The following is a 13,860-nucleotide window of genomic DNA, read 5'->3' on the forward strand; positions in this document are numbered from 1 at the left end:
CCATCATGTCACAAGTTACTGAAAATAAAGTTGTCGCCGCACCGGTGCCAATGACCCCGATGAAGGAGTTCTGGCACTATTTCAAACGCAATAAAGGGGCGGTCGTTGGCCTGGTCTACGTGGCGATCATGATTATTATCGCCGTGTTCGCGAACTTCCTCGCACCTTACAACCCGGCGGATCAGTTCCGCGACGTACTGCTGGCACCGCCTGCCTGGCAGGAAGGGGGAAGCTTTGCGCACCTGCTGGGCACCGATGACGTTGGCCGCGATATTCTGTCGCGACTGATGTACGGCGCCCGTTTATCGCTGCTGGTAGGCTGTCTGGTGGTGGTGCTGTCGCTGATCCTCGGCGTGGTGCTTGGCCTGGTGGCCGGCTACTTCGGCGGCGTCATTGACTCCATCATCATGCGTATCGTCGATATTATGCTGGCGCTGCCGAGCCTGCTGCTCGCGCTGGTGCTGGTGGCCATCTTCGGCCCGTCGATTGTGAACGCCTCAATCGCATTGACCTTTGTCGCCTTGCCGCACTACGTGCGTCTGACGCGCGCGGCGGTGCTGGTGGAAGTGAACCGTGATTACGTGACTGCCTCACGAGTGGCGGGCGCGGGCGCGCTGCGTCAGATGTTCGTCAATATTCTGCCTAACTGTCTGGCGCCGCTGATCGTTCAGGCGTCGCTGGGCTTCTCTAACGCCATTCTCGATATGGCCGCTCTTGGCTTCCTTGGCATGGGGGCGCAACCGCCGACACCGGAGTGGGGCACGATGCTCTCCGACGTGTTGCAGTTCGCGCAGAGTGCCTGGTGGGTGGTCACCTTCCCGGGAGTGGCCATTCTGCTCACGGTGCTGGCATTTAACCTGATGGGTGACGGTCTGCGTGACGCGCTCGATCCCAAACTGAAGCAGTAAGAGGTTCGAGATGGCGTTATTGAATGTTGATAAATTATCGGTGCACTTCGGTGATGAAGGCACCCCGTTTCGCGCGGTAGACCGCGTGAGCTACAGCGTTAACCAGGGCGAAGTCGTCGGGATTGTTGGTGAGTCTGGTTCCGGTAAATCGGTCAGCTCGCTGGCGATTATGGGCCTGATTGATTATCCCGGCCGCGTAATGGCGGATAAGCTGGAATTTAATGGTCGCGATCTGAAACGTATTTCAGAAAAAGAGCGCCGCCAGCTGGTGGGCGCAGAAGTGGCGATGATCTTCCAGGACCCGATGACCAGCCTTAACCCGTGCTACACCGTCGGCTTCCAGATCATGGAGGCCATTAAGGTGCACCAGGGCGGCAATAAGAAAACCCGCATCCAGCGGGCGATCGACCTGCTGACGCTGGTGGGTATTCCGGACCCTGCATCGCGGCTTGACGTCTATCCGCACCAGCTCTCCGGCGGGATGAGCCAGCGCGTAATGATTGCCATGGCGATCGCCTGTCGGCCGAAGCTGTTAATTGCCGATGAGCCAACCACGGCGCTGGACGTGACGATTCAGGCGCAGATCATTGAGCTGCTGCTGGAACTGCAGCAAAAAGAGAATATGGCGCTGGTGCTGATCACTCACGATCTGGCGCTGGTGGCTGAGGCCGCGCACAAGATTATTGTGATGTACGCCGGCCAGGTCGTCGAAGCGGGCGATGCGAAAGATATCTTCCGCGCCCCGCGGCATCCGTATACTCAGGCATTGCTGCGTGCGCTGCCGGAGTTTGCTCAGGATAAAGCGCGGCTGGCTTCTCTGCCTGGTGTAGTCCCTGGGAAATATGACCGTCCCAACGGCTGCCTGTTAAACCCGCGCTGCCCGTATGCCACCGACCGGTGCCGCAGCGAGGAGCCGACGCTGAACCACGTTGACGGCGGCCGTCAGTCGAAATGTCACTACCCACTGGATGATGCCGGGAGGCCTACGCTATGAGTACCCATGAGGCCACCACGCAACAGCTTTTGTTGCAGGCCATCGACCTGAAAAAATATTACCCGGTGAAGAAGGGGCTGTTCGCACCTGAGCGCCTGGTGAAAGCGCTGGACGGCGTCTCATTTACCCTTGAACGCGGGAAAACGCTGGCGGTTGTGGGTGAATCCGGCTGTGGGAAATCCACGCTGGGTCGCCTGTTGACGATGATTGAAATCCCGACCGGGGGTGAGCTTTACTACCAGGGACAAGACCTGCTTAAGCACGATCCGCACGCGCAAAAGCTACGTCGTCAGAAAATCCAGATCGTCTTCCAGAACCCCTACGGGTCGTTAAACCCGCGTAAGAAAGTGGGGCAGATTCTCGAGGAACCGCTGCAGATCAATACCACGCTGAACAAAGAGCAGCGCCGGGAGAAAGCGTTGGCGATGATGGCGAAGGTGGGGCTCAAAACCGAGCACTACGATCGCTATCCGCATATGTTCTCTGGCGGTCAGCGCCAGCGTATCGCCATCGCCCGCGGCCTGATGCTGGACCCGGACGTGGTCATTGCCGACGAACCGGTATCCGCGCTGGATGTCTCGGTGCGCGCGCAGGTGTTAAACCTGATGATGGACCTGCAGCAGGATATGGGGCTGTCCTACGTGTTCATCTCCCATGACCTGTCGGTGGTAGAGCATATTGCCGATGAAGTGATGGTGATGTATCTCGGACGTTGCGTGGAAAAAGGGACCAAGGATCAGATCTTCAACAACCCGCAGCATCCGTACACCCAGGCTCTGTTGTCGGCGACTCCGCGCCTGAATCCGGACGATCGCCGCGAGCGTATTAAGCTGACCGGCGAGCTGCCGAGCCCGCTGAACCCGCCGCCGGGTTGTGCATTCAACGCCCGTTGCCGTCGTCGCTTTGGCCCCTGCACTCAGCTGCAGCCGCAGCTGAAGAACTACGGTGGCCAACTGGTGGCCTGCTTTGCCGTTGACCAGGACGAAAACCCGGAAAAACACCCCGCCTGATCGTTTGCGCCGCTGTCGATGAGACAGCGGCCGCAATTTCATCCTGATATTTTGTCACTTAAATAAGCAGTTTGGCCTATTTATATAACGATAAAAAAAGAGATAAAATCTATTCCAGTCGCGCGAAACATTATTTTTTTACTTCATTATTTGGAAATATCACCAGATAAAATGCTGGTTTTATTTAGAAATAAGGTGGTTTCAGGTTTTGCATACAGATACCTCCTAAAAAATGGAGCTATCATTTAGTATTAGAAATGGTAGGGTAATCCCAAAGCTATCAATAAATTACGCCGCCTTGACCAATATCCCTATACATAGTCATTGTATTGTTGGTCATGCTGATCAACTTAAGCTGATGATAAACAATAAAATAAACTATGCTCTAAAGGCGTAGTGTCAAAATAAAAACAGATTAAATATTATGTATTTAAAATCATGAGGTTATCCATGAACCATTATGATGATTTGCAGCGCTTCAAGGAAAAGACTCGTACGCAAAGTCTACATTTCAAGGACCTCTCATCACAGGCACCCACCCGGGAACAGGGCGATTGGATTATTCTCAATCAGCTAACCCCTGGGGAAGAGAAAGATTCTTCTCTGGCGATGGGGGGATCGGTATCGTTACCGATACCACAACCCGTGCCAGCAGATATGTTCCATTGGGTAGAAACAGAACCTGAGCACACACCTGTGCCAACAGTTGCGCCGACGCCTGTGGCACAGCAGGTGGTGACGCCCCCAGTGTCTGAACCGGTTACATCCCCCATTGTTGCCGCTGCACCAGTCGAACCACCTCCGTTGGTGACGCCGCCAACGACACCTCCGGTCATGGCGGAACCTGCTCCGGCTATCGCAGCAGCACCGGCACCGCGGGTCGCACCTCGTCCGGCCGTGACACCTGCGCAGGCCAGCGACGGCTTTGCACATTTATTTGCGGCAAAAGCCGCTGAACCGGCGGCAAAAAATAAAGATCAGCCGCTGAAATCACTTTTAGAAAGGATTGCGACATGCCGTTGATCTGCGTGTGTTCTCCAAAAGGCGGCGTAGGCAAAACGACCCTCGCGGCTAATCTTGCCTATTCTCTGGCGCGCGCGGGCAGCAAAGTTCTGGTTGTCGATTTTGACGTTCAGAATGCGTTGCGCCTGCATTTTGGCGTCCCGCTTAGCGATGAACGCGGCTATGTCGCGAAAGCGCTGGAACTTCATGACTGGAGCCAGTGCGTACTCAGCGCCGGCAGCAATATTTTTGTCCTGCCATATGGCGATGTCAGCGAGGCGCAGCATCAGGCGTTTGATCAACACCTGGCCACCGATCCTCACTTTCTGACCCGTGGTCTGGCGGCGTTATTGAATTATCCCGGGCTTATTATCATCGCCGACCTGCCACCGGGGCCCTCACCAGCGCTTACCGCGCTGACGTCACTGGCGGATCTCCACCTGGTGCCGCTGCTGGCGGATACGGCGTCGATGTCGACCCTGTCGCACGTGGAAAAACAGCGCCTGACTGGCGGTAAGCTAAACAACAAACTCGGGCATTATTTTGTGCTGAATCAGAGTGATAACCGCCGCCAGGTCAGTCGCGACGTGACCGCGCTGATGGAGGACAAACTGGGCGATCGGCTACTGGGCATTATCCACCGTGACGAAAGCGTGGTGGAGGCAAATGCGTCGCAGAAGTCGGTTCTCGACTTTAGCTCCTCCTCTGCAGCCGCTTTTGATATTGAAATAATTGCAAAAAAAATCTCTGCGCTGTTGGGTATCAAAATTGGCGACGGCACGGTGCACAGCCAGCCTCGCATGTCAGGGCTTTAACTTATTGCAGGGCTGCTGAATGAAAAAGTCTCTTTTCTGGTTGCTGGCACTGGTGCTGTCGCCCGTTGCCGTTCTGGTGATTATTACGCCGATGGACAGCCAAAAGCAGTATCTTTTTGGTCTGTTGAGTATCGGTATTCTGTTTTTAATGGGGTTTAGCAAAAAACGCAGTATTTCGGTCATTATGGTCGTGACTTCGCTGCTGATGTCGACCCGTTATATGTATTTCCGCTTGACGCAAACCCTGCATTTTAACTCCGGTATCGAGACGGTTCTGGGGATGGGACTGTTTCTGGCGGAAGTCTATATCTGGGTGATGTTGCTGCTGAACTACCTGCAAACGGTCTGGCCGCTTAAGCGCGAAATCGTCCCGCTGCCGGATGATATGAGCACCTGGCCGACGGTCGATATCTATATTCCTAGCTATAACGAACCGCTGGACGTGGTCCGTGATACCGTGCTGGCCGCGCAGTGTATTGATTACCCAGCGGATAAGATGAAAATTTATCTGCTGGATGATGGTAAACGCAGCGAGTTTGCGGTGTTTGCCGCCGATGTCGGGGTGGGATATATCACCCGAAACGACAATAAACACGCCAAAGCAGGTAACCTGAACCATGCGATGACCCTCACCAAGGGCGAGCTGATTTGCGTCTTCGATTGCGATCACGTGGCAACCCGCGTGTTCCTGCAGGCAACGGTGGGTGGTTTCCTTAAGGATCCTATGCTGGCGCTGGTCCAGACGCCGCACTACTTCTACTCGCCTGACCCGTTTGAACGTAACCTCTCCGTGGGACGCAATATTCCCAACGAAGGGATGTTGTTCTACGGCCCGATTCAGCAGGGTAACGATAACTGGAATGCGACCTTTTTCTGCGGCTCCTGTGCGGTGATCCGCCGTAAAGCGCTGGAAGATATCGGTGGTTTTGCGGTGGAAACCGTCACCGAAGATGCGCACACCGCGCTGAAGTTCCAGCGTCTGGGTTGGAAATCGTCGTTTCTCGATATTCCGCTGGCGGCGGGTTTAGCGACCGAGCGTCTGGTGGTACACGTGATTCAGCGAACCCGCTGGGCGCGCGGCATGACCCAGATTTTCCGCCTCGATAACCCGCTGTTGGGCCGGGGGCTGACGTTCCAGCAGCGCTTGTGCTACCTCAGCGCCATGCTCTACTACCAGTTTGCGTTACCGAGGGTGGTGTTCGTCACCGCGCCGTTAGCGTATCTGCTGTTTAACCTGAATATTATCTACTCCTCGGCGAGCCTGATCGTGTCGTATGCCTTGCCGCACCTGTTCCTCGCGATCTACGTCGGTTCGCGGATGAACGGCCGCTATCGTTACAGCTTCTGGGGCGAAATTTACGACATCGTGCTGGCCTTCCATCTGGTGCTGCCGACGCTGGTGACGATGATTTTCCCGAAACGCGGCAAATTCAACGTGACCGATAAAGGCGGGCTGCTGGATGTCGGTTACTTCGACTTTACCGTCGTCAGGCCGCATCTGGTGGTGGCCTGTTTGCTGGGCGTCGGCGTGATTGTCGGTATTGTTCGCGCCATTGGACATGACTACTTCGGTTCTGACCCCAACGTTATCGCCCTGAACGTTGGCTGGGGGCTCTACAGCCTGATCTTCCTGCTGGCAGCGATTGCCGTGGCGCGCGAAACCCGGCAGGTACGTAAGACTATCCGTATTGATGTCGATATTCCGGTGCTGATTCACTACGCCAGCGGCGTGGTTTCACGCAGCCATACCGCTGACCTGTCGATGGGCGGCTGTCGTATTGCGGTGCCGGATGACCGTCATCTGCAGGACGACATTGAAGAGATTGAACTGATTTTGCAATCCGGGGCCATTTGTATTCCGGCAGAGCAGGTGACCGCCGACCAGCAGTTTATTCGTCTGAAGTTTGATGAAAATATCCCGCTGTCGCTGCGCCGCGAACTGGTGCGCGTGGTGCTGGCGCGTGCGGATGCCTGGATTAACCCGCCGCGTCCGCAGGACAATCCGTTCCGCTCGTTTGTGACCATCTTACGCTGCGTGTTTGAACTGTTCTGGCTGTCCTGGAAAACCCGGGGTGCCCGCCGTCGGCAGAAACCTGTTGCGAGTACCGCGCAGGAGGATGGCCAACTATGAAGCGACTGACCACGCTTGCGTTGCTGGCTGGGATCTTTTCCGTGCCTGCGCTGCACGGTGAAGAGACGCCTGCCGAACCGACGGCGACGCTGAACTTCCCGCTGCCGGGCGCCGCCGTCGACGGGACGACCGCCGATGACGCCGCGACGACGACTGCACCGAACCAGACGGCTACGCCAGAATCGACTACCGCGGGTGCTGCAACGCCAGCAACCGACGCGACGACGGCAGCCGAATCCACGCCCGCAGCGGATCCGGCTGCCTCGCTGCCCGATCTACCGCCGCCGGTTAATAACGCTGCGCCGGTGGCCGTACCGTTAACGCCGGTCGTTAGCGGCACGCTGAATCTGGCGCAAATGGGGATGCCGGACGGCGTTATTCTCAGCGGCGGGCAACGTCAGGGGGGCGCTGATTTTACGCTGCCGTCTGACCAGGTCGTGACCCATGCCGAACTGATGCTGGATGTGCGGGTGTCACCAGAAATGGCAACCCGTAACGCTACGCTGCAGCTGATGCTTAATGGCCAGCCGCTGGGCACGGTGCCGCTGGGTACCGACGGGGCCGATATTTCCCACTATCAGCTGGATATTCCGGCGGCGCTGATGGTCTCCAGCAATAACCTGAGCTTTAAGGTGAATGATGGCGACAACATGCAGTGTCTGCTCAATAGCCAGGATACATCGGGCGTCACCATTTTAGCGGCGTCGCGCTTTAGCTGGGAAAGCCAGCCGCTGAATCTCAGCAATGATTTAAGCCATTTCCCGCGACCGTTCTTCGACAATATGCAGATGACCCCTGCAGATATCGCGGTGGCCTTCCCGGAAAACGCTGGGGCGGATGTCTATAGCGCCGCGGCATTAATCTCCTCCTGGCTAGGGATTCAGGCTGACTATCGCGGCATCTCCTTTAATGCGCTGCGCGATCGTTTACCGGAGCGCCACGGCATTATTATCGGTCATCCGGGCGACCAGGTGGGCGGGATCACTTTGCCGCAAACCGACAAACCGCTGCTGAAGATTGTTGATAACCCGGGGAATCCGACCTACAAACTGCTGTTGATCGTCGGGCAAAACGATGCGGCATTGCGGGCTGCGGCCTGGCGTCTGACGCGTGGCAACATTGCCCCGCAGACCGCCAGCCTGAGCGTAGATCCGCAGGCGATCCCGGTTGGAAAACCGTATGATGCGCCGCGCTGGATCCCGACCGATCGGCCGGTAAAAATCAGCGAGCTGCTGCGTAAAGATCAAAGTATGACGGTCAACGGCGTCTGGCATGAGCCGCTGCGGGTGGCATTCCGCGCGGCCCCGGACCTGTACCTCTGGGATGGCGAAACTATCCCGTTGCAGATTGGCTACCGCTTCCCGTCGGAAAACTGGATCAACGAAGATAAGTCGTTATTGAGCGTCACGCTCAACAACACCTTCCTGCACAATTTACCGCTGAACAAGCAGGGGCCGCTGGAGAAGCTGTGGCGCCGCCTGGGAGGCGATGCGCGTCAGGAGCAGTTTACCATCCCGCTGGCACCCTACCTGATCTACGGGGATAACCAGCTGTCGCTCTATTTTAACGTGGTCCCGAAAGACAACGCGCCCTGCTCGGTGGTGATGAATAACAACATCAAGAGCCGAATTACCGATGATTCATGGATTGATCTAAGCAATACGCGCCATTTCTCGCTGTTGCCAAACCTCTCCTACTTCGTCGGTGCCTCGTTCCCGTTCTCGCGGCTGGCGGATTACTCGCAAACCGTGCTGCTGCTGGCAGAAAAACCGTCAGAAACACAGGTGGCGACGCTGCTCAACCTGGCGGCACGTTCGGGGAATGCGACCGGAACGGCGCTGGCCAACAACCGGGTGGTCCTGGGTGTCCCGAGTGGCGGAGCGGGCCTGCAGTATCTGCGCGACCGCGATGTCCTTGCGGTCAGCGGCCTCGATCAAAAAGCATTTAACCAAAGCCTGCTGGCAGACTCGCCCTATTATCAGGCGGATAACCAACTGGGCGTGCGTGAGTCGGGGCTGGGAGAAAAAGTGCAGCGTTGGCTGAGCGGCGACTGGACGTCCGCCAGCGTTGACGCCGATCGCTATCTCTCTTCCAGCAACGCCTGGCGTGGTTTTATCAGCTACCGCTCTCCATGGAGTTCACAGCGCACGGTGGTGGTAGCGATGGCCAGCAACGATGACCAACTGGCCAGGCTAAAAGTCGACCTTGATTCACCGCGTATCAACGCCGGGATTCGGGGCGATACGGCGATTATCACTAGCGACAATGGCGTGCGCAGCTTCCAGGTCAATACGCCGTTCCCGAGCGGTCAGATGCCGTGGTACATGATAGCGGTATGGTATGCCAGCCAGCACTCGGGCCTGCTGGCATTGCTGGGGCTGCTTGCCACCTCGATAATCGGCCTGGCGCTCACCGCTATGTTTAAACGCCATGCTCGCAAGCGTCTGAGTTCGGGGGAAAGCCAATGAAACGAGTTATCAAAATGAATCGCCGGTCGACCCGAAAATTGTCCACCCTTTGCCTGTCAGGCGTGCTGACATTTGGCGCACTCGGTGATGCCCTCGCTGCCGGTAACGACGCCGCACTCCAGGCGCTTTTTGCTCAGGCAAATTACTGGCATGAGAAATCGCACGATGAGCTGGCGATGGAATCGCTGCAAAAAGTGCTGCTGGTCGATGCCAATAATACCCAGGCCATGTATCTGATGGCGCTGTGGTCCCAGCAGGGCGGGAATCTTCAGGCGGCAGCGCAGTGGCGTGCCCGACTGGCGAAGGTCTCGCCCAATAGCCCGAATTTGCAGGAGCTGGATAACGCCAAGAAAATGGCCCAGGTCCCGCAGGGGCAGCTCAGCCTGGCAAGGCAGCAGGCGCGAAGCGGTAATATTCCGGCGGCATTAACCACCTGGCGTGGCATGTTTAATGGCAATACCCCGCCATCAAGCCTGGCTGCCGAATATTACATGACGATGGCCAGCGACAAATCGCTCTACCCGCAGGCGGTCGGCGAGCTGCGCCAGTACGTGGCGCAGCATCCGCAGGAAAACGCCGCACGCGTGGCGTTAGGTAAAGCGCTGACCTGGCGGGAAGACACGCGTCGGGAAGGGATCTCGATGCTGGAATCGATGGCCAGCGGCAGCAAAGAGGCCGACAGCGGCCTGCGTCAGGCGCTGCTGTGGCTGGGTCCGCAGGCTGGCGATGAGGCGATGTACGATACCTGGATGCAGCGTCACCCGCAGGATACTGAAGTCCAGAATTACTACCGTCAGCGGATAAGCGGCCAGGCGCGCGGTCAGGGGTTTGTGAACCTCAATAGCGGCAATACCACCGCCGCGAAAGAGCAGTTTGAACAGGTACTCCAGACTAACCCGCAGGATGCCGATGCGCTGGCTGGGATGGGCTACATCGCGCAACGTAACGGCGACTTTCAGGCCGCGTCGCAATATTTAAGTCGGGCCGCGGATCTTGGCGGCGCTGACTCCGCCGCCCGCCGCGAGCAGGCGGCAGATGCCTTATTCTACGGCCAACTGGCGCAGGCGCAGCAGGCCTACAAACAGGGCAACATCAGCCAGGCGCTGGCGCTGTCCGCGCCGCTGGCTCAGCAGAGCGGCACGCGTGGCGCGTCGGCAAAACTGTTCCGGGCCGATGTGTTGCGCCATAACAAAGACCTCCCTCAGGCAGAGCAAACGTTGCGCTCGCTGCTCAACGATCAGCCGCAAAACGGCCCGGCGCGTGAGAACCTGTACTACGTCCTGCGCGAGCAAAATAAATCGGCGGAGGCGCAGGAGATGCTGCGTACGCTGCCGGCCAGCATGCAGCAGAAACTACAGCCTCGCGTGGTCACCGGTATGCCGGGGGATTCGCTGCGTCGTCAGGCACAAGAACAAGCCAACAGCGGCAACGTCACGGCGGCAATCGCCACCTTGCGTCAGGGGGTATCGCGTTACCCGGACGATGCCTGGATGCGCCTGGATCTCGCGCGACTGTTGCAAAAATCGGGCAATGAGAGCGAAGCCGCGTCGACGATGGCGGCCGCCTATCGGCCTGGCGCCAGCAGCAATTCGCTGTATGCCGCCGCGTTGTTTGCCAGCGAAAATGGTGCCTGGCAGCAGGCGCAGACGCTGCTGGGGCGGATCCCCGCAGCCAGTCAGACCAGCCAGATGCGCGATTTACGCCAGCGGGTGAACTACAACCTGCAGTTGGTCACCGCGCAGAACTACCTGGCGCAAGGGAATACGGTGGCGGCATCGAATACCCTGAAAGCGATGGCTGCGACGCCGCCTAAATCGCCGGCGGATGTCGGCAAGCTGGCGCGCATGCTGGCCCAGAGCGGCGATGTCGGCGGGGCCGTTACGCTGGTGCGCAACAATATCAGCGGCGGTATCACCGGCAATGCCGGCGATTACGCCGATCAGGTCTCGGTGCTTAATCAGGCGGGGCTGACCAATGAAGCCCAGGCGCTGTTGAGCAACCCGCAGCTGCAGGCCACCAGTACGCCGACGCAGCTGGCAAGCATCCGCAACGGCTACGTGATCAACGAAGCGGACCGGCTGCGCGAGCAGGGCAACTATGCCGGGGCTTACGACAAACTGATGGGGGCGATGCAAAGCGACCCACAAAATACCGACCTGATGTTCGCCATGGCGCGACTCTATCAGAGCGGAAAAATGAACAAAGAAGCGGGCGTGGTCTATGACTATCTGATGACCCGCGACACGCCGGACCAGGCGGCACGTACCGGCGCGATTGACATTGCGTTATCGGAAGGCAACAACGACCGGGCCGAACAGCTGGCTGGTGGACTGCGTCCGGATAATTCGCCGGATCGCTTAGTACTGCTGGCGCGCGTCGCGGAATCGCAGGGGCATCACCAGCAGGCGATGACGTATCTGCGCAGCGCGCGCGGCAAACTGCTGGGACTGCAGAGCAGCAACAGCGCCCAGACGCCAACTGTTGGTGGCGTGCTGGCGGCGGACAACCCCTTTGTGGGCGTCTCCCGCACCACCACCCCGACGCGGACGGCGTCGGCCTACGGGCAGTATATGCCGTGGCAGGTCGCCCAGGTGTCGACCGGGCCCGGGACAACTCTGCCGGGGATCCAACGTCCGGACCTGCCGGTAGAGACCGCGCAAACCCGTACGCTGCGTCAAGTGGATAGCATGATGGAGACGCTACAGGAAAAAACCGGCACCTGGTTACAGGGTGGCATGGAAGTGCGCGGTCGTGATGGCGAATCCGGTACCAGCAAGCTGACGGAGATGAAAACCCCGCTGACGTGGTCCTCATCGCCGTTTGGCGACTCGCGCTTTGACTTTACCGTCACGCCGATCACCCTGAATGCCGGTACCGCCACCGGCGATGCCTGGCGGCGATATGGTGCGAACCCGCTCTCCAACGCGGTTTCCAATATGATCTCCACCGCCACCAGCGAGCAGGCGGCGATTGCCGCGATGACCGATACGGAAAAGGAAACCTATTTTGCCAGCAATCCTGGGGCTGAGGCGTTAAGTGAGCTGGGGACGCTGAATGCCTCCGACTATAACGCTACCACCAGCAGCGGGATGGAAAACCTGGCGAAACTTGGCGCCTACGATTCCGGCCAGGTGGCCAGCTATCTGGCGTCATCGAGCCTGAAACCGAACGTCGATCAGGCGAGCGGATCAACGGATTCTCAGAAGGCCAATGGCGTTGAGCTGGCCATGGCTCTGGGCGGCGACAATTATCGTGTCGACATCGGCAGTACCCCGCTGGGTCAGGATCTGAATACCGTGGTCGGGGGGGTGAAATGGTCACCGAAGCTGACCAACTACCTGTCGCTGATCTTCACCGGTGAGCGCCGCTCACTGACCGATAGCCTGCTCTCCTACGTGGGCCTGAAAGATTCCTACTCCGGGAAAACCTGGGGGCAGGTGACCAAAAACGGCGGTACCCTCCAGTTAAGCTATGACGATGGCGATGCTGGCTTCTACGTGGGCGGCGGCGGCTACAGTTATCTCGGCACAAACGTTGCCAGCAACACCAGTATTAACGCCAACGCCGGGGTCTATCTGCGGCCTTACCATGATGATTATCGCCAGCTGCAGGCCGGTTTGAGTATGAGCTATATGGATTACTCGAAAAACCTCAGCTACTTCACCTATGGCCAGGGGGGTTACTTCAGCCCGCAGAACTACGTGAGCGTCTCGCTGCCGGTTAACCTGACCGAGAAATATGACAACTGGACGATGAAGCTGGGTGGCTCGGTGGGTTATCAATCTTACAGCCAGGATAAGAGTGCTTACTTCCCGACCAACTCTGAATGGCAGCAAACCCTGGAGACTGCGGTCAGCAATGGTTTTGCGAAAGAAGCTTACTATTCGGCAACCTCGAAGAGCGGCATTGGCTATACGCTGCGCGCCGGTGCTGATTACAAAGTGAACAAACAGATGACGCTAGGCGGCCAGATTGGCTACGACACCTTCGGTGACTATAACGAGAGCACCGCGGGTCTCTACATCCGCTATATGTTGGGAGACAACTGATCATGACGGACAATAACAACGCGGAAGTCATGGCCTGGTTTCAACAGCAGCAGACGCCAGCCGGATGGTTTGACCTGCTGTTGATCATGGTCGATGGCATGTTAAACAACGCCGGTGAGCTGGAAAGTCAGCCGTTCTTACGCCAGATGGGGGAGATGCTGGCAGATCGCTACCCGCTGCCAGAGTCAGAAACCGTGGGCCAGCTGGAAGCCAATATCAACCAGTGGCTGAGCCGCTTTAAATGGGGTGTGGTTAGCGTCGATGTGGGCGAGGACGGGTTACGACTGCGCCATCGCGCGCTCCCGGTGAGCCGCGATGATACGCATCGGGTGCGCTGGTGCAATGCATTTTGTGCCATACTCGAGGGGCTTTATTCTCGCTGGCTACAGGGACAAGGAGGCAGTACGCACGTGGTGTTGCAACGTGAGCGGCTGTTTTCGGTCTCGGATGTTCAGTTCCTCTACTTCCATCCATAACGGGTGA

Annotated in this window: 8 protein-coding genes and 1 pseudogene; all 9 read left to right on the forward strand. The window is 57.8% G+C overall.

The window, feature by feature from the left end; all coding sequences use genetic code 11:
* Nucleotides 1-5: 5 nt before the first annotated feature.
* The 9 genes and pseudogenes from dppC to bcsD all read left to right on the forward strand — a co-directional run bounded on the left by dppC (nt 6) and on the right by bcsD (nt 13,853).
* Nucleotides 6-908, forward strand: a complete 903-nt coding sequence (gene dppC, locus ACMYSP_RS13675; RefSeq protein ID WP_434582597.1) for a dipeptide ABC transporter permease DppC — start codon at nt 6-8, stop codon at nt 906-908.
* Between the two features lie 10 nt (nt 909-918).
* Entirely contained in the window at nt 919-1,902 is a 984-nt protein-coding gene (dppD, locus tag ACMYSP_RS13680) for a dipeptide ABC transporter ATP-binding protein (protein WP_434582598.1), read from the forward strand.
* Nucleotides 1,899-2,912 (forward strand): dipeptide ABC transporter ATP-binding subunit DppF, encoded by a 1,014-nt coding sequence (gene dppF, locus ACMYSP_RS13685; RefSeq protein WP_123757191.1) that lies wholly within the window; start codon nt 1,899-1,901, stop codon nt 2,910-2,912. The genes dppD and dppF overlap by 4 nt, the downstream gene beginning before the upstream one ends.
* Before the next feature lie 450 nt (nt 2,913-3,362).
* Nucleotides 3,363-3,935 (forward strand): cellulose biosynthesis protein BcsO, encoded by a 573-nt coding sequence (locus ACMYSP_RS13690; RefSeq protein WP_434582599.1) that lies wholly within the window; start codon nt 3,363-3,365, stop codon nt 3,933-3,935.
* A gap of 1 nt (nt 3,936) precedes the next feature.
* Nucleotides 3,937-4,729 (forward strand): annotated as a pseudogene (locus tag ACMYSP_RS13695) (cellulose synthase operon protein YhjQ/BcsQ).
* Nucleotides 4,730-4,748: 19 nt separating this feature from the next.
* Nucleotides 4,749-6,860 (forward strand): UDP-forming cellulose synthase catalytic subunit, encoded by a 2,112-nt coding sequence (bcsA, locus tag ACMYSP_RS13700; protein WP_434582600.1) that lies wholly within the window; start codon nt 4,749-4,751, stop codon nt 6,858-6,860.
* Nucleotides 6,857-9,328, forward strand: coding sequence for a cellulose biosynthesis cyclic di-GMP-binding regulatory protein BcsB (gene bcsB / locus ACMYSP_RS13705; RefSeq protein WP_434582602.1), 2,472 nt, complete (start codon nt 6,857-6,859; stop codon nt 9,326-9,328). The genes bcsA and bcsB overlap by 4 nt, the downstream gene beginning before the upstream one ends.
* Nucleotides 9,325-13,377, forward strand: a complete 4,053-nt coding sequence (locus tag ACMYSP_RS13710; protein WP_434582603.1) for a cellulose synthase subunit BcsC-related outer membrane protein — start codon at nt 9,325-9,327, stop codon at nt 13,375-13,377. Before bcsB ends, ACMYSP_RS13710 begins: the two co-directional genes overlap by 4 nt.
* A complete protein-coding gene (gene bcsD / locus ACMYSP_RS13715; protein ID WP_434587093.1) occupies nt 13,377-13,853 on the forward strand; it encodes a cellulose biosynthesis protein BcsD in 477 nt (158 codons plus the stop codon). The genes ACMYSP_RS13710 and bcsD overlap by 1 nt, the downstream gene beginning before the upstream one ends.
* Nucleotides 13,854-13,860 lie beyond the last annotated feature (7 nt).

The sequence above is a fragment of the Klebsiella sp. R390 genome (assembly GCF_051131745.1).
Taxonomy (GTDB): domain Bacteria; phylum Pseudomonadota; class Gammaproteobacteria; order Enterobacterales; family Enterobacteriaceae; genus Klebsiella.

Coding starts and splice junctions, on each gene's coding strand:
- dppD (WP_434582598.1), top strand. CDS start 919: ATGGCGTTATTGAATGTTGATAAATTATCGGTGCACTTCGGTGATGAA.
- dppC (WP_434582597.1), top strand. CDS start 6: ATGTCACAAGTTACTGAAAATAAAGTTGTCGCCGCACCGGTGCCAATG.
- ACMYSP_RS13690 (WP_434582599.1), top strand. CDS start 3,363: ATGAACCATTATGATGATTTGCAGCGCTTCAAGGAAAAGACTCGTACG.
- ACMYSP_RS13710 (WP_434582603.1), top strand. CDS start 9,325: ATGAAACGAGTTATCAAAATGAATCGCCGGTCGACCCGAAAATTGTCC.
- bcsA (WP_434582600.1), top strand. CDS start 4,749: ATGAAAAAGTCTCTTTTCTGGTTGCTGGCACTGGTGCTGTCGCCCGTT.
- dppF (WP_123757191.1), top strand. CDS start 1,899: ATGAGTACCCATGAGGCCACCACGCAACAGCTTTTGTTGCAGGCCATC.
- bcsB (WP_434582602.1), top strand. CDS start 6,857: ATGAAGCGACTGACCACGCTTGCGTTGCTGGCTGGGATCTTTTCCGTG.